Annotated in this window: 8 protein-coding genes, 1 tRNA gene and 2 rRNA genes; 7 read left to right on the forward strand and 4 right to left on the reverse strand. The window is 58.0% G+C overall.

The features are described 5' to 3' along the window. Positions 1–124 precede the first annotated feature (124 nt). The 3 genes from IM739_RS22085 to IM739_RS22095 all read left to right on the forward strand — a co-directional run bounded on the left by IM739_RS22085 (position 125) and on the right by IM739_RS22095 (position 7,006). Complete coding sequence (locus IM739_RS22085) at positions 125–1,102, forward strand: alpha/beta fold hydrolase (RefSeq protein ID WP_237371373.1); 978 nt, start codon at positions 125–127, stop codon at positions 1,100–1,102. 184 nt (positions 1,103–1,286) lie between these two features. After that, positions 1,287–4,142, forward strand: a complete 2,856-nt coding sequence (locus IM739_RS22090; protein ID WP_237371374.1) for an ATP-binding protein — start codon at positions 1,287–1,289, stop codon at positions 4,140–4,142. A 41-nt stretch (positions 4,143–4,183) separates the two neighbouring features. Next, positions 4,184–7,006: an ATP-binding protein gene (locus tag IM739_RS22095; RefSeq protein WP_237371375.1), complete on the forward strand. Its 2,823-nt coding sequence runs from the start codon at positions 4,184–4,186 to the stop codon at positions 7,004–7,006. A 42-nt stretch (positions 7,007–7,048) separates the two neighbouring features. Here the strand turns inward: IM739_RS22095 and IM739_RS22100 are convergent, their stop codons facing one another. Beyond that, positions 7,049–8,026, reverse strand: coding sequence for an alpha/beta fold hydrolase (locus tag IM739_RS22100; RefSeq protein WP_237371376.1), 978 nt, complete (start codon positions 8,024–8,026; stop codon positions 7,049–7,051). 258 nt (positions 8,027–8,284) lie between these two features. Between IM739_RS22100 and IM739_RS22105 the strand changes: the two genes are divergently transcribed. From IM739_RS22105 to IM739_RS22120, 4 genes are all read left to right on the forward strand, one after another. Then, positions 8,285–8,560 (forward strand): XapX domain-containing protein, encoded by a 276-nt coding sequence (locus IM739_RS22105; RefSeq protein ID WP_237371377.1) that lies wholly within the window; start codon positions 8,285–8,287, stop codon positions 8,558–8,560. Further along, entirely contained in the window at positions 8,560–10,542 is a 1,983-nt protein-coding gene (locus IM739_RS22110; protein ID WP_237371378.1) for an amidohydrolase, read from the forward strand. Before IM739_RS22105 ends, IM739_RS22110 begins: the two co-directional genes overlap by 1 nt. Positions 10,543–10,698: 156 nt before the next feature. Continuing rightward, positions 10,699–11,310, forward strand: a complete 612-nt coding sequence (locus tag IM739_RS22115; RefSeq protein ID WP_237371379.1) for a glutathione S-transferase family protein — start codon at positions 10,699–10,701, stop codon at positions 11,308–11,310. Positions 11,311–11,366: 56 nt separating this feature from the next. After that, positions 11,367–13,433: a 2Fe-2S iron-sulfur cluster-binding protein gene (locus IM739_RS22120; protein ID WP_237371380.1), complete on the forward strand. Its 2,067-nt coding sequence runs from the start codon at positions 11,367–11,369 to the stop codon at positions 13,431–13,433. A gap of 271 nt (positions 13,434–13,704) precedes the next feature. Here IM739_RS22120 and IM739_RS22125 read toward each other — a convergent pair. The 3 genes from IM739_RS22125 to IM739_RS22135 form a co-directional block, all read right to left on the reverse strand. Next, positions 13,705–13,781, reverse strand: a tRNA-Met gene (locus IM739_RS22125). A 235-nt stretch (positions 13,782–14,016) separates the two neighbouring features. Next, positions 14,017–14,131: ribosomal RNA gene (rrf, locus tag IM739_RS22130) — 5S ribosomal RNA — on the reverse strand. A 119-nt stretch (positions 14,132–14,250) separates the two neighbouring features. Beyond that, positions 14,251–17,049, reverse strand: a 23S ribosomal RNA gene (locus IM739_RS22135). Positions 17,050–17,507 lie beyond the last annotated feature (458 nt).

The following is a 17,507-nucleotide window of genomic DNA, read 5'->3' on the forward strand; positions in this document are numbered from 1 at the left end:
CCTGCGCTCTGATTTTCCTTCAAATTTTCAAGCTTTAACTCGCTATTGCCGCCTCCGTGCAGGACGCTGATCGCACTGAATTGGTGTCTTCACCTTCAGCCTCACAACGCACTGGAGATACAAAATGCGTCGAATTCTGATGTCTTTGCTGCTCGCCACAACTCTCGCGTCCACGGTTGCACCGCCGCTCACCGCTCATGCAGACGAGCTAGCCAATGCCAGCCTGGTGGTTCCAACCGTGCACTATCGCTCTGTCGCTATCGATGGGGTCAAGGTGTCTTACCGTGAGGCGGGCCCCGTCGATGGTCCGGTCGTGCTGCTGTTGCACGGCTTCCCCACCTCGTCTCACATGTTCCGCAACCTTATTCCTCTCTTGGCTGACAAATATCGGGTCATCGCGCCGGATTATCCGGGCTATGGTCAAAGCGATGCGCCTGATCACTCGAAGTTCGCCTACACTTTCGCCAACCAGGCCGACATCGTCGACAAGCTCGTGACGAAACTCGGCGCCGACCGGTACACCATGTATGTCATGGATTACGGCGCACCGATCGGCTATCGCGTGGCCCTGAAACATCCCGAGCGCGTCAGTGGCCTGATCGTTCAGAACGGCAACGCCTATGACGAGGGCTTGCAGTCACCTTTCTGGGATCCGATAAAGGTGTATTGGGCCGACCGCTCGCAGAAGAACCGCGACGCGTTAAGCGGGCTTGTGACGCTTTCTGTCACCAAGTTCCAATACACTGACGGCATGGGCGACGTAGAGCGCATCAGCCCCGACAATTGGGTGCACGACCAAGCGCTGCTCGACCGTCCGGGCAACCAGGATGTCCAGTTGGATATGTTGGGAGACTACGGCTCCAACGTGCCGCTCTATCCTGACTTCCAGGCCTTCTTCCGCAAGCACCAGCCGCCTACGCTCATCGTCTGGGGCAAGAACGACAAAATCTTCCCCGAGGAAGGCGCCCACCCCTATCTCCGCGACCTACCCAAGGCCGAAGTGCATATTCTTGATTCCGGTCATTTCGCGCTCGAAGATCGCCTCGACGTGATGGCACCCCTTATCCATGACTTCCTCGATCGCAACCATGCAATGCGCTGAGTAACCCTTGTCCGGCAGGCCACTGCCCTGGAGCACCGATCCCCCGATCGGTGCTCTTCTCAGCGAAATTCGTGCATAAACGTGCACGAAAAGAATTCGGATCGGTCTTTACCGTTTTTTACTGGAGCCCACCTCGGCTATCATGTGACCCTTGTTTTGCTTTCTAAAACCTGAGGGAATCGCATTGACCGGAGTTCCGGCAAAGGGTCTACAGCGCTCATACTCCTTCGGACCGTTTGTCCTCATTCCGGAGCGGCAATTGCTCGTCGAGGGGGAAAAGCCGGTTCGAATAGGCGGTCGCGCGCTCGACGTATTGACGGTGCTCGTCGAGCGTCCCGGCGAAGTCGTGAGCAAGCGGGAACTCCTGTCTCGCGTCTGGCCTGGCATCGCCGTCGACGAGGCAAACCTCAAGGTGAATATGGGCGTCATCCGCCGCGCCCTCGGCGAGCTCGCCGGTCCGCCGCAATATATTGCAACCGTCGTCGGGCGGGGTTACCGGTTTGTCGCGCCCGTCTCGTCCAATGGAGCCGCGCCCTCTCCGTATATTGAGGAAAGGCCTGCCGCCCACAGCCATAACCTGCCTATTGGCACCACGCGCATCGTCGGTCGTGCTGACATGATCAACTCAATTGTCCGCGAGCTGGCGAGCACGCGTCTTGTCTCGATCGTCGGCACCGGGGGGGTTGGGAAGACGACCGTGGCAGTAGCCGCTGCCGAGAAGGCAATCGAAAGCTTCGCCGACGGTGTCTGGTTCGTGGATCTTGCCGCACTGAAGGATCCGTCGCTCGTGCCCAGCGCAATCGCGACAGCGGTTGGTCTGAAGGCTCATTCGGCCAACATTATGGCCGCTCTGTGCGCTGCTCTTCAGGAACGCGAGACCCTGCTTGTGCTCGACAACTGCGAGCATCTGATCGATGCGGCGGCAACCTGCGCCCAGCGAATCCTGACAACCGCGAAACATGTGAAAATCCTGACAACGTCGCGGGAGCCACTGTCTGTCAAGGGGGAACGCGTGCGCCGGCTCTCAGGACTGGCTTTGCCGCCCTCGACCTCCGAGATCAATGCTCAGGACGCACTGGGCTTCTCTGCGGTCCAGCTGTTTATCGAGCGCGCGACCGACAGGAGCGCATCCTTTGCCATGCGCGATGCCGATGCCGCGATCATCGCCGCCATATGCCGGCGGCTCGACGGTCTGGCACTGGCAATTGAACTCGCAGCAACCCGAATAGATGCGTTTCGGCCATCAGAACTGCTAGCCCGCCTTGACGACCGCTTCCGTCTTTTGCTGGGGCGGCGAGCCGGACCCGAGCGCCACCGCACGCTTGCAGCGACCATCGACTGGAGCTACGAGCTGCTATCCGACAGCGAGCAAGCGCTCATGCGGCGCCTTTCAGTCTTCGCAGGCACCTTCAATCTCGCCGCTGCCTGCAAGGTAGCGGCCGTTGATGCCATGGATCAGATACAGGTTGTAGACGATCTCAGCGGGCTGGTCGCCAAATCACTGCTCACCGCGGATGCCCTCGACATCGAGGTCAGCTACCGCATGCTGGAGACTACCCGCGCATATGCTTTCGAAAAGCTCGCAGCGACTGCGGAATTCGAACAGATTCGACGCCGGCACACATATCATGCACTCGACCTCGCGGAGGAGGCCAAGTCCGAGCTTGTGGTATTGCCGGTTGACGCATGGCTCGCCCGGTACCGTTCGAAAATCGACGAGATCAGGAATGGCCTGACCTTCGCCTTCTCCGGTCGTGGCGAAGAAGCTCTGGGTATTAAACTCACTGTCGCCGCAATTCCCTTCTGGGAACGACTGTCGCTGCTTGAGGAATGCAGGGTTGCCGTCGAGCGCGCGCTTGACGATCACCACGTGGCCCACAGGACCGAACGTGACAATCTGCTGCTCCTGCTGTCCCAAGGATGGACCCGGCTCTTTACTCGCGGGCCGCTGCCTGAGGTGAAGGGCGCCTTTGCCAAGGCACTGGACATAGCCAAGGCGCTTGCCGATGTCGATTTGCGGATCGAATGCCTGAGGGGTCTGTCGCAATACGAACTCTGGGCCGGCGACTCGCGCGCATCTCTGGCTTATGCCGAACAGGTTCGCGATATTGCGGCAGGCATGGGTGAGGAACATCTCGCACGAAAGGTCGACGGCCAGACCGGCAGCGCGCTCCACTATCTCGGCGACCTGACGGCAGCGCGCGAACAGCTGGAAGGTTTCCTCAACACCCTGCCATCCACGAGCGCCGAAGTATCCCGTTTCGAATTCGACCAACAATCAGAAGCCCGTGGCTCCCTGGCCATGGTGCTCTGGCTGCAGGGATTTTCGGATCAGGCACTAGCCATGGCACGCCGCCAGCGGGAAGAAGCCGAGGCTCGCCATTATCCGGTTCCTCTCTGTTCAGCCATTTTGATAACGTCGGTCTGCATTGCGATTTATGTTGGCAACTTCGACGAGGTCGAAGAGATGCTGGACTTCGCCGACCAGTTTGCGGCCGAACACAGCCTCGCGCTTTGGGGCGCGATCTCCGTCTGCATGCGAGCCAAGCTCAATATCGACACAAACCTGCCGGTCGATCTGGAAACCTATCGCCGCGCCCTAGACGCGCTGCGCAGCAGTGGTCTTGGCATGCGCTATCCGCCTTTCCTCGGCAATTACGGCCACCTACTGTCGCGCAACGGCGACGTAGATGGCGCACTTTCATGCATCAACGAGGCTATTTCGCTCTATTCCGAAAGCGGCCAGGACTGGGGGCTACCGGAAATGCTGATGATGAAAGGCAATTTCATTCGGGCCGGTGGCCGAGCGTCATCCTTCGAGCAAGCTGCGGACTGCTACATGCAATCGATCGAGCTTGCACGCCGCCATGGTTCGTTGACCTGGGAACTACGGTCGGCGACACAGCTTGCAAGCCTTTGGCACACAGTGGGTGGCAGTCAGGAAGCGCGGGAGATGCTGTTGTCAGCCTATGGCCGATTTGAAGAAGGTTTCTGGACCGCAGACCTGCGCCGCGCGCGCGCAGTTCTCGATCAAGCCTGATATGTTCCTCGGATCGCAGCGAACGTTTCAGAGAGGGCGTAATGAGCGTTTTCGACCCTGAGAGCCCAGGGACATATGCCTTCGGACCATTTTCGCTGGTTCCCGAACGCCAAGCCCTGTTAAGAGGCGACGAAGCAATTCGGGTGGGCGGTAGGGCGCTCGATATTTTGACGGTGCTCGTGGAAAAAGCGGGCAATCTGGTCACCAAGACCGAGCTCAACCAGCGTGTCTGGCCGAACCAGATAGTCGACGAGGGCAATCTCAAGGTTAACATGGCTGCACTGAGGCGCGCGCTTGGTGAAGAACCTGGGCAAGACAGGTATATCAAAACAGTGCCTGGACGGGGCTACCAATTTGTTGCGGCGGTCCAAGCCAGCAGGGCTGCAGCACACCGCCTATTGGAGGCCGGCAATTTGCCGACCAATTCGACGCGGATCTTTGGTCGAGACCAAGAGATCGAGACAATAGCGGGGGAACTCGCCCTCAACCGCTTGGTCTCGATCGTAGGCGGCGGTGGAATTGGCAAGACGACAGTCGCACTGGCCGTCGCGGAGAAAATCGCCGGCAACGTCAAAGACGGTGTCTGGCTGGTGGATTTTGCACCGATCAGGGGGCCGGGCCTTGTCGCCAATGCGATCGCTGTTGCTATCGGACTTGAAGTCCATTCTGCCGACGTTCTGGCGACGATATGCAAATCTGTCAGCGACCGCGAAATGCTGCTCGTCCTAGACAATTGCGAGCATCTCACCCAAGCCGTGGCAGAGTGCGCCACTCAGCTTCTCAAAGACGCCCCTGCGCTCAAGGTTCTGGTGACAAGTCGTGAACCGCTCGGGGCCGCGGGTGAGCGCGTTTACTGTCTCCCTCAGTTGGCCTCGCCTGACGTTTCCTCGCCCCTTACGGCTGAAACTGCGATGCGATTTCCCGCAATTCAGCTCTTTGTCGACCGTGCGACAGACAGGATGGAGGCGTTCACACTCAACGATGCGGAAGCACCTGTCGTGGCCGACATCTGTCGGGGGTTGGATGGTATCGCGCTTGCGATAGAGCTCGCTGCTATGCGCATCGACGTGTTTGGCGTTGTCGGGCTGCGGACGCAGCTCGACGACAGGTTTCGGCTTCTGGCCGGGCGGCGTGGCGGCCTTGAGCGTCATCGTACGCTGGGGGCAACGCTCGACTGGAGCTATGGGCTGCTATCGGCGCGAGAGGCGGAAACCCTACTTGCCTTGTCGGTCTTTGCCGGTTCTTTTGATGTCGCGGCAGCCTCTGCAATCTCAAGCCACCCCCCCAGCGAGACGGCAAAGATGCTTTCACAGCTCGCATCCAAATCCCTCCTTGTCTCTGATCAGGCTGGCAAGCGAACAGGCTACCGATTTCTGGAGACCACGCGGGCGTATTGCAGAGATCGGCTGCACGCTGGCCGCGAGGAAGCGATCGCCCAGCTAAGACACGCGACCCATGTTTGCGACACGCTTGAGCGCGGCGCCAATGAATGGATGAACATGCCCGCACGCGAATGGGGAGAAAAATTCGGGAATCTGATAGACGACTTGCGCAATGCGCTCGACTTTCTCGGACAACGGGACGAGGAGCGGGCACTGCTCGTTCGCCTTACAGTCGCCGGATGTCTTTTGTGGAACCATTTTTCGCTCGTTGAGGAGTGCCGCATAAGGGTCAGACGTGCGATCGATGAATTGGTCAATGCCGGATTGGCGGGCACAAGTCTCGAAGTTCGGCTGCAGTTCTCGTTGGCTGCGGCGACGATGTTGACACATGGATTGACGCCTGAAGCATCCGCAGCTGCCGACCGCGCCTTGTTCGTAGCCGTGCAGACTGGAGACACCGACTACAGGCTGCGCTGCTTACGACTTGTAGGAGCGTTCGAGCTTTGGACGGGTAAACATGACTCGGCCATTCGCACACTTGCAACCTTTTCCCAATTAACCCCGTCAGAAGACGTGTCGGCATTGATAGAAGGCTCAACCCATCAGGCGATTGGAGAGCTTTTTGTAGGACAGTTGAATACTGCAAAGGCGCGACTGCAAGAGCTCAAATTGGATTTGCCGGATTTCGAAGATTCGCAGTTCGTCAGATTCCTCGACAGCAAGCACGTCAACGTCATGAACGTCCTTTCCCATGTGGAGTGGATCACCGGTTCGCCTGAAACGGCGGAACAGATCGCAATGCGTGCGGTCGAATACGGACGTGAATCCAGGCATGCGATTTCCTATTCGCATGCCCTCGCCTTTGCGACACCCGTGCTGTTCTGGAATGGTCAATATACGAAGGCTGCCGAACACCTGGCAATTTTCCGGGAGCATCTCATGCGGCACGGCATCGCCGTCTGGCGACCGGTTGCGCGCTTCTATGATGGTGCGATAACCTGCAGTCACGGCGAAGTCAGTGAGAGCGGTCTCCATGACATTGAGCAAGCTATCCTGGAACTGCGATCGCTGAATCATTTTGTACGCATGCCGTACTATCTCGGGGTGCACGCCTATTTCAGAGCTGCGGCCGGAGATCACGAGATGGCCTCCTTCATCATGAAAGAAGCGCTCGAATGTTCACGCATCCAGAACGAGCGATGGTGCCTTCCCGAGATCCTGCGCTTCAATGCATCCATCGTCTATCGGCAAGGATTAACGGACGCGGCAGAACATTTCCTCCACGCATCCCTCGCGGCAGCAGCCGAGATCAATGCCCGCTCTTGGCAGCTTCGTACATCCAATGATCTTGCCCGGCTCTTGATTTCCCGGTCGCAGAGAGAAGCTGCCAGGCAAGTGTTGAACCCGATCTACGAAACCTTCACGGAAGGGTACCAGACCCGTGATGTTTCCGAGGCCGCCGCGATCCTCGCGGCAGCATGAAACTGGCGACCGAAAAGCCGCCTCCGGTTGACTCGCGCTGGACTAGCTCTGGAAAAAGACCAACAGATCTTCGTTGATAACGTCTGGATGCGTCGTGCACATGCCGTGGCTGAGACCCGGATAAGCTTTGAGCGTACCGTTTCGAAGGAGATCGACAGTGGTCGCGGCCGCCAATGGGAAAGGCACGATCTGGTCGGCCTCGCCGTGCATCACGAGAACCGGTTGATCGATCGCCTTGAGATCTGCGGTGAAGTCAGTCTCCGAAAGAGCCCTGACGCAATCATGTTGCGCCTTGACGCCTCCCATCATCGCCTGTCGCCACCAGTTTCGAATGACACCCTCGACCGGGGTAGCACCCGTCATGTTGTATCCAAAAAACGGACCGGACGGAATCTCGAGGAAGAACTGGGCGCGATTGACCGAAATCGCTTGCCGAAAGCCGTTGAAGGCCTCGATAGGAATGCCCCCAGGATTGCCCGATGTCTTCAAGATCAGCGGGGTGATCGCGGCAATCAGCACCGCCTTCGACACGCGGCCCTTGTCGGCGCGTGCGACATAGCGGGCGACCTCGCCGCCACCGGTTGAATGACCGATATGGATCGCATCGCGCAGGTCGAGATGGCTCACCAACTCGGCCATATCGGCCGCATAGGTGTCCATGTTATTTCCTGTGGCGGTCTGGGTCGATCGCCCATGGCCACGACGATCATGGGCGATCACCCGATACCCCTTGGAGACGAAGAACAGCATCTGCGCGTCCCAATCGTCAGCGCTAAGCGGCCACCCATGGTGAAAGACCAACGGCTTGCCGTCGCGTGGTCCCCAGTCCTTGTAGTAGATCTGCGTGCCGTCGATGGTCTTGATGAAGGACATATCGGGAATCTCCATGCTGTTCTCGCTGCGCGGTTCGGCGGCGAGCGCGATTGTGGGAAGGAGTGAGGCGGCCATGCTCGCCACTCCAGCAAGCAACAGTTCGCGCCGATTTGCCGTCAGCAGAGGTGTCTTGGCGTTGGTGGTCATTCCAGCCTGCCTTTGAAGGTGATCGAGGTCGAATGCAGGACACAGGGTGCCGGAGACGGTTGTGGGAGACGAGTTAAAGGACGAAAATCGGTGAGAATTCGGACGCATCAGCGATGCTCGCGGGTTCGCCTTGTGGGCTTCACCGCATTTCCCAACACTTCACGCGCGCAGCCAGTCTGATGTGCCTAGCCTTGGGTGAGATCAATCAACCGCGATTAACTCCCCCTGCCCTCGGTTCGGTTCAAAGGACAAGAAACGATGAAGATCTATATGTTCTCGCTGGCAGCCGGCCTGTTGGTCGGTGTGGTCTACAGCCTGCTTAATGTCCGCTCACCGGCACCGCCCGTCATCGCGCTCATTGGCCTGTTCGGCATCCTCGCTGGCGAGCAGGTGGTGCCTGTAGCCAGGCGAATCCTCTCGCGCGAGCCCATGAACATCTCATGGTTCCGCACACATTGTGCCCCGCACATTCTCGGTGAACTCCCGACGGCAAGACCGCGCGGCGCGGAGGCAAACGATGCGAGGAATGGCTGATGACCACGCGACGCGCCTTTCTCGGCGGTGCCTCCGGCCTTGCCATGGCCAATCTGTTCTCGCCTGCCAATGCCGCCTATCCCGGCAAGACAGGAGGCCAATCCATGCATCCTGACCTCATCCTTTATCGCGGCCTGATCACGACACTTGACCGGACAAGACCCAACGCGACCGCAGTCGCCATCCAGGACGGCCTCTTTCAGGAGGTCGGCACGGATGCCGAGATCATGGCGCTGGCCGGGCCCGACACGAAGATCATCGATCTCAAGGGCAAGCGTGTCCTGCCGGGTCTGATCGACAATCACACCCATGTCGTGCGCGGTGGTTTGAACTACAACATGGAACTCCGCTGGGACGGTATTCGTTCGCTGGCCGATGCGATGGACATGCTGAAACGGCAGGTCGCGATCACGCCGGCGCCGCAATGGGTGCGCGTCGTCGGTGGCTTTACCGAGCACCAGTTCGCCGAAAAGCGTTTACCGACGATCGAGGAGATCAACGCGATCGCCCCGGACACACCCGTGTTTCTCCTCCATCTCTATGATCGGGCGCTGCTGAACGGCGCAGCACTCCGTGCCGTCGGCTACACCCGGGATACGCCGAACCCGCCAGGTGGCGAGATCACCCGCGATGCCAACGGCAATCCCACCGGCATGCTGCTCGCCAAGCCGAATGCCGGCATCCTCTATTCGACGCTTGCCAAGGGGCCGAAGCTGCCGCTCGACTATCAGGTCAACTCGACCCGTCACTTCATGCGCGAGCTCAATCGCCTGGGGGTCACCGGCGTGATCGACGCGGGCGGCGGCTTCCAGAATTATCCGGACGACTACGAAGTGATCCAGAAGCTCTCCGACGAAAACCAGATGACGGTCCGGCTTGCCTACAACCTCTTCACGCAAAAGCCCAAGGAAGAGAAGCAGGATTTCCTCAACTGGACGCAATCGGTCAAATACAAGCAGGGCAATGACTACTTCCGCCATAACGGCGCTGGCGAAATGCTCGTCTTCTCCGCCGCCGACTTCGAGGATTTCCGTCAGCCGCGCCCGGAAATGGCGCCGGAGATGGAAGGCGAGCTGGAAGAAGTCGTGCGGGTTCTTGCCGAAAACCGCTGGCCCTGGCGCATGCACGCCACCTATGACGAGACGATCTCCCGCGCGCTGGATGTGTTCGAGAAGGTCAACAAGGATGTTCCGCTCGAAGGCCTGAACTGGTTCTTCGACCACGCGGAAACGATCTCCGAGCGTTCGATCGATCGCATTGCGGCACTCGGTGGTGGTATCGCCACCCAGCATCGCATGGCCTATCAGGGCGAGTACTTCGTCGAGCGTTACGGCCATGGTGTGGCGGAAGCCACCCCGCCGATCAAACGCATGCTGGACAAGGGCGTCAACGTCTCCGCCGGCACGGATGCCACCCGCGTCGCCTCCTACAATCCGTGGGTGTCGCTGTCGTGGATGGTGACCGGCAAGACGGTTGGCGGCATGCAGCTCTACCCGCGTGCCAATTGCCTCGACCGCGAGACGGCGCTTCGCATGTGGACCGAGAAAGTGACCTGGTTCTCCAACGAGGAGGGCAAGAAGGGCCGGATCGAAAAGGGCCAGTTCGCCGATCTGATCGTGCCGGACAAGGACTTCCTCTCCTGTGCCGAGGAGGAGATCTCCTTCCTCGTCTCGGAGCTGACCATGGTGGGCGGCAAGATCGTCTATGGCGCAGGTGACTTCAACGCGCTCGACGAAAACGACATTCCTCCCGCGATGCCGGACTGGTCGCCTGTCCGCAAGTTTGGCGGTTATGCCGCCTGGGGTGAGCCGGAAGGTGCCGGTGCCCGGTCATTGCGCCGTACGGCAATCTCGACCTGCGGCTGCGCCAGCGACTGCGGCGTCCACGGCCACGACCATGCCGGAGCTTGGACATCCAAACTTCCGATTGCCGACCTCAAGGGCTTCTTCGGCGCGCTCGGCTGCTCCTGCTGGGCGGTGTGACGGAGATATGACGAACCAGGATCCCATGCCCACTCACACGCCTGTCGCGTCAACCGAGCTACGAACTGCCGAACTCAGCCATCCTGACTGACAACCGGGCCGAACACACGCGGGTTGCTGTTGGAAATGTACCCATCAATCGAAAAGGAACCATCAATGAAACTCTATCATCACCCGCTTTCAGGTCACTCGCATCGAGCATGCCTGATGGCATCGCTGCTTGGCTTGCCGCATGAACTGGTTGAGGTCGATCTCAAATCCGGCGCGCACAAACAGCCGAACTTCCTGAAATTGAACCCGTTCGGTCAGGTGCCGGTTCTGGAAGACGACGGCGTCGTTGTCGCCGACAGCAACGCCATTCTCGTCTACCTTGCGAAGAAGGCGGCCCGCCCCGATTGGCTTCCTGAAGACGCCGCAGGCGCTGCCGCCATCCAGCGCTGGCTTTCGGTGGCCGCCGGCGAAGTTGCCTATGGTCCGGCCGCCGCTCGTCTGATCACTGTGTTCGGCGCAAAGTTCAATCCTGAAGAAGTCATCGGCCGTGCCCACACATTGCTGGGACGTCTGGAAAGCCACCTTGCCAATCGCAATTGGCTTGTCGGCAACGGGCCAACCATCGCCGACGTGGCCATCTACAGCTATGTCGCCCGGGCACCGGAGGGCAATGTCGATCTGTCCACCTATCCTTCGATCGACACATATCTCCGTCGCATTGAAGCTCTGCCAGGCTTCGTGCCCTTCGTTCAAACATCGGTCGGCCTTGCCGCCTGAGGCCCTGATGCGGGCGTACAGCTTCGTGCGCCCGGTCTACTTGCGGGAGATCAGACATGAATGAGACGCCAAATGGCCTGCCGGCTTGGCACGAAGGGGAAATCTACCTTCAAGAGAAGGTTGGCGCTGTTGAACGTATGGCATTTGTCGGCCAGCGCTTCATTCGTGACTTCATGCCCGACCAACACCGCGATTTCTATGCTCAATTGCCCTGCATCGTCGTTGGCGGTGTAGACAACCAAGGTGACGCCTGGGCGACCCTTCTCGAAGGGCGCTCCGGTTTCATGTTTTCTCCATTGCCCACAGTCCTCGAAATCAAGGCAAAAGCGGATGTGAGCGATCCCGCAGGAGAGGGGTTGACCGATGGTCAGCCCATCGGACTTCTCGGAATCGAGATGCACACGCGGCGCCGCAATCGCATGAACGGGTTCGTCTCCTACACTCCGGAAGGTCTACGCGTCGATGTCGACCAGAGTTTCGGAAATTGCCCACGTTACATCCAATTGCGCGATTTCGAGTTCGTTCGCGAACCTCGCCAGCCCCATTCAGGCACCGTCGAAAACCTCTCTACGCTCGACGAGGCTGCACGATCGATGATCGCCACAGCCGATGCCTTCTTCGTTGCATCCTATGCCGACCGAAAGGACCGACGCCAAGTCGATGTATCGCATCGTGGTGGCAAAGCGGGGTTTGTCCGCATCGGCGAAGACGACACGTTGACCATACCGGACTTCGATGGAAATCTCTTTTTCAACACGCTCGGGAATATCGTCCTAAACGGCAAGGCCGGGCTTCTGTTTATCGACTATACCAATGGTGACATGCTGCAGATGACCGGCGATGCGCAAGTCATTCTCGATTCCGCCGAGATCGCCGCTTTCCAGGGAGCAGAGCGGCTCTGGACATTCAAGCCCCGCCGGATCGTCCGCAGGCGCAATGCCCTGGCGCTGCGCTGGGTCTTTCGGGAAGGCGGTTGGTCGGAGAGCTCCTTGATGACCGGCGATTGGGCGCAGGCAGCCGACCGGCTGCATGCAGCATCATTGGCCACCCGATGGCGCGCGCTTTCTGTGACAAAGATCGTCGAGGAGAGTGCCTCCATCCGTTCGATATATCTGGAGCCGGTCGATGGCGCAGGCTTGCTGCCTCATCGTGCCGGCCAGCATCTGCCGATCCGGGTGACGATACCAAGTACAGACAGGCCGTTGATCCGGACCTACACGCTGTCGACAGCTCCCTCCGACGGGGTATACCGCATCAGCGTCAAGCGCGACGGCGCCGTGTCGCAATATCTACACGATCATATCCGTGTCGGCGACACGATCGAGGCGCGCGCGCCAGCCGGCGACTTCACCATCGATGCACGCGCCACCCGCCCGGCGGTATTGCTTGCCGGGGGCGTAGGGATCACGCCGCTACTCGCCATGCTGCGCCATGTCATCTACGAAGGCCGCCGGAGGCAACAGATCCGCCCAATCATCCTCTTATATGCAGCCCGATCGAGAAAAGAGCGGCCGTTTGATCGGGAAATCGCCGAATTGGTCAATTCAGGCAAGGGTGCCATCAGGCTGATTAGGGTCCTCAGCGATACTGACGCGGCCAGGGAAGGCATTGACTATGATGCGATAGGCCGGATCGACATGGGGCTACTCTCCCGTCACCTGCCGTTCGGCGATTATGATTTCTACCTCTGCGGGCCGCCACAGTTCACCCAGGCCCTGTATGATGGCTTGCGGGGTTCTGGGATCGCGGACGACCGCATCCACGCCGAGGCCTTCGGTCCGTCGTCCCTGACGCGAACACTTGACGCCGGCAGGACCGAACCAGTGCGCCCACCCGCATCGACAAAGCCCGTGCCGGTTGCCTTTCTGATGTCTCTGAAGGAGGCGCGATGGACGCCTGGAGCTGGCACACTGCTGGATTTGGCGGAAGCCCGCGGCCTGCAACCGGAGTTCAGCTGCCGAGAGGGCACCTGCGGCACTTGCCGCACCAAGCTCACCGAGGGTGCCGTGACCTACATGAAGGAACCAACGGCCGCGATCGCTGAAGGCGAAGTCCTGTTGTGCTGCGCGGTTCCGGCCGAACAGGACAACAGTCAAGAAAACCGGCTTCAGCTTGAACTCTGATGCACACGGATTGATGCGCCGGACCCACTGTTCGACCAAGCCCAACGAAAAAAGCTGACGCTGCGACACAGATGCTTGCGTGGCCTTGACCAGCACGCCGTCTGCTTACACTACACAGCACCGGCATTCTTCAACAGCACGCAAACGAGTTCGCCCGCCGGGTTATAGCGGGTGAGTTTAGGGATAGAGCTGAGCAGCTGGCGTATGTTGACCGGTTTCGTGCTTTCCTCGCTGAGGAGGAAGCTTCATGGCGCTGGTTACACGTTTCGTTTGGTTGCGGGGGCAGGATTTGAACCTGCGGCCTTCAGGTTATGAGCCTGACGAGCTACCGGGCTGCTCCACCCCGCGCCAAGCGCATTCGGCTTTGCCGAATGTCGCGATTACGTCATCGCTATGCGATGACGGACTGTGCCGGAGCAAAACCGAAGGTTTTGTCTCCTGTAAGGTTGGCACGAAGCCGAAGCCTCTGATCCAACCCTGTGTTTTGCGTATTCTACAAACGAATAAGGGTCGCTTTTGGCGACCCCTGATCGGCTCAAGGGCCGTAGAATGTTTAGAGAAGATTTATGTTTGCCTTTAGCAGACCTGGCAGCGACCTACTCTCCCGCGTCTTGAGACGGAGTACCATTGGCGCAGGGGCGTTTCACGGCCGTGTTCGGAATGGGAACGGGTGCAGCCACCCCGCAATAACCACCAGGTCAGCTAAGGGCAATAAAAGAGAAGCTGGTAGAAGTCGTTTCGACTTCGTTTTGAGATATGAACACGTTTTTGGCTTCATCGCCGCCGCTGAGGCGGCCGATGAGCATGGTCAATGAGAACGATCAAGCCAATCGAGCTATTAGTACCGGTAAGCTTCATGCATTGCTGCACTTCCACACCCGGCCTATCAACGTGGTAGTCTTCCACGGCTCTGATAGGGAATACTCGTTTTCAGGTTGGTTTCCCGCTTAGATGCCTTCAGCGGTTATCCATTCCATATATAGCTACCCTGCTATGCCGTTGGCACGACAACAGGTCCACCAGAGATATGTCCATCCCGGTCCTCTCGTACTAGGGACAGATCCTGTCAATATTCCTACACCCACGGCAGATAGGGACCGAACTGTCTCACGACGTTCTGAACCCAGCTCACGTACCGCTTTAATTGGCGAACAGCCAAACCCTTGGGACCTGCTCCAGCCCCAGGATGCGATGAGCCGACATCGAGGTGCCAAACAACCCCGTCGATATGGACTCTTGGGGGTCATCAGCCTGTTATCCCCGGCGTACCTTTTATCCGTTGAGCGATGGCCCTTCCACGCGGGACCACCGGATCACTATGACCGACTTTCGTCTCTGCTCGACTTGTCAGTCTCGCAGTCAGGCGGGCTTATGCCATTGCACTCGACGACCGATTTCCGACCGGTCTGAGCCCACCATCGCGCGCCTCCGTTACTCTTTCGGAGGCGACCGCCCCAGTCAAACTACCCACCATACACTGTCCCGGATCCGGATAACGGACCGCGGTTAGACATCCATGACGATAAGGGTGGTATTTCAAGGATGGCTCCACTCAAACTGGCGTCCAAGCTTCAAAGCCTACCACCTATCCTACACATGCCGACACGAATGCCAGTGTAAAGCTATAGTAAAGGTGCACGGGGTCTTTCCGTCTGACCGCAGGAACCCCGCATCTTCACGGGGAATTCAATTTCACTGAGTCTATGCTGGAGACAGCGGGGAAGTCGTTACGCCATTCGTGCAGGTCGGAACTTACCCGACAAGGAATTTCGCTACCTTAGGACCGTTATAGTTACGGCCGCCGTTTACTGGGGCTTCAGTTCAAAGCTTGCACCTCTCCCTTTAACCTTCCAGCACCGGGCAGGCGTCAGACCCTATACGTCGTCTTGCGACTTCGCAGAGCCCTGTGTTTTTGATAAACAGTCGCTACCCCCTGGTCTGTGCCACCCCATCTCACTTGCGTAAAATGGGGTCACGCTTCTTCCGAAGTTACGCGTGCAATTTGCCGAGTTCCTTCAGCATAGTTCTCTCAAGCGCCTTGGTATACTCTACCTGACCACCTGTGTCGGTTTCGGGTACGGTCTATAGGGTGGAGCTATTTCCTGGAACCGCTCCACCGCACATTCAATCCAATAAGAATGTACGATTTGTGCGATCCGTCACTACCACCAGGCCCACGAATATTAACGTGGTTCCCATCGACTACGCATTTCTGCCTCGCCTTAGGGGCCGGCTAACCCTGCTCAGATTAACTTTAAGCAGGAACCCTTGGTCTTTCGGCGAGGGGGTCTCTCACCCCCTTTATCGTTACTCATGTCAACATTCGCACTTCCGATACCTCCAGGGCCCCTCACGGGTACCCCTTCACAGGCTTACGGAACGCTCCGCTACCACACGTCTTGCGACGTATCCTCAGCTTCGGTGCATGGCTTTAGCCCCGTTACATTTTCGGCGCAAAGACCCTTATTTAGACCAGTGAGCTGTTACGCTTTCTTTAAATGATGGCTGCTTCTAAGCCAACATCCTGGTTGTTTTGGGATCCTCACATCCTTTCCCACTTAGCCATGACTTGGGGACCTTAGCTGGAGGTCAGGGTTGTTGCCCTCTTCACGACGGACGTTAGCACCCGCCGTGTGTCTGCCGACTAGTACTCCTCGGTATTCGGAGTTTGGTTAGGATCAGTAAGACGGTGAGTCCCCATAGCCCATCCAGTGCTCTACCCCCGAGGGTATTCGGTCGACGCACTACCTAAATAGTTTTCGCGGAGAACCAGCTATTTCCGAGTTTGATTGGCCTTTCACCCCTAGCCACAAGTCATCCCAATCTATTGCAACAGATGCGGGTTCGGTCCTCCAGTTGGTGTTACCCAACCTTCAACCTGCTCATGGCTAGATCACTCGGTTTCGGGTCTAATGCAACTAACTAAACGCCCTATTCAGACTCGCTTTCGCTGCGCCTACACCTACCGGCTTAAGCTTGCTAGTTACACTAAGTCGTTGACCCATTATACAAAAGGTACGCTGTCAGGCTTGCGCCCTCCAACTGTTTGTAGGCAACCGGTTTCAGGTTCTATTTCACTCCCCTTGTCGGGGTGCTTTTCACCTTTCCCTCACGGTACTTGTTCGCTATCGGTCATGCACGAGTACTTAGGCTTGGAGAGTGGTCTCCCCATGTTCAGACAGGATTTCACGTGTCCCGCCTTACTCAAGGACAATGTGTGTTCTACGCGTACGGGACTGTCACCCACTACGGTCGCACTTTCCAGAGCGTTCCACTTTATTCCACATTGCCACTGGCCTGGTCCGCGTTCGCTCGCCACTACTTACGGAGTCTCGGTTGATGTCCTTTCCTTCGGGTACTTAGATGTTTCAGTTCCCCGAGTTCGCTTCAAACCCCCTATTTTATTCAAGGGTTGATACCTTATCACAATGCTTGGAAACCCAAGCCGTCATCGCTGACAGCTTGGATTCTCCAAGCATTTAAGGTGGGTTTCCCCATTCGGATATCCATGGATCAAAGCTTATTCGCAGCTCCCCACGGCTTTTCGCAGCGTATCACGTCCTTCATCGCCTGTGCATGCCAAGGCATCCACCAATTGCCCTTATTCTACTTAATCGTTCTCATTGCCAATGCTCATCATCTAGTCGTCGTTTCATCAGAAACGATCGACGGGCCGGGTTACCTTTTACAACCCAACCTACTCAACAATGCCATCAACGTGTTCGACAGATCTGCTTTACTGGAGCTACGCCGAGCAGCTCACTTGCAGTCTGTCTTAAGACCAGCTTCTCGAGATCAAATCCGGTACCGCGCGGTCAGGCAACGGTAATCCGATCGTTCATCAGAGATGACACGAAGTCACCAACAACAAACGATCCAGAGTGACAAGCTTCCTTCCTACGTCCGGCTCCTCGTTCGTTTCCAGTCGGCTAGACCATCCACGACGTCATTGGAACCGGCTTCGGACGTCTTGAACTTGCGCTCAAAACACCTGGAAGCCTCCAGATCAATCTTCTCTTCACAATTTTGCAGAACAGGCAGCACTTCATCGAAGTGATGCAAACTTTATTTTCT

This window comes from Rhizobium sp. SL42 (genome assembly GCF_021729845.1).
GTDB lineage: Bacteria > Pseudomonadota > Alphaproteobacteria > Rhizobiales > Rhizobiaceae > Allorhizobium.

Bases quoted from the DNA above. Each gene is read 5' to 3' on its own strand.
- IM739_RS22085 (WP_237371373.1), top strand. From the start codon at position 125: ATGCGTCGAATTCTGATGTCTTTGCTGCTCGCCACAACTCTCGCGTCC.
- IM739_RS22095 (WP_237371375.1), top strand. From the start codon at position 4,184: ATGAGCGTTTTCGACCCTGAGAGCCCAGGGACATATGCCTTCGGACCA.
- IM739_RS22100 (WP_237371376.1), bottom strand. From the start codon at position 8,026: ATGACCACCAACGCCAAGACACCTCTGCTGACGGCAAATCGGCGCGAA.
- IM739_RS22105 (WP_237371377.1), top strand. From the start codon at position 8,285: ATGAAGATCTATATGTTCTCGCTGGCAGCCGGCCTGTTGGTCGGTGTG.
- IM739_RS22110 (WP_237371378.1), top strand. From the start codon at position 8,560: ATGACCACGCGACGCGCCTTTCTCGGCGGTGCCTCCGGCCTTGCCATG.
- IM739_RS22115 (WP_237371379.1), top strand. From the start codon at position 10,699: ATGAAACTCTATCATCACCCGCTTTCAGGTCACTCGCATCGAGCATGC.
- IM739_RS22120 (WP_237371380.1), top strand. From the start codon at position 11,367: ATGAATGAGACGCCAAATGGCCTGCCGGCTTGGCACGAAGGGGAAATC.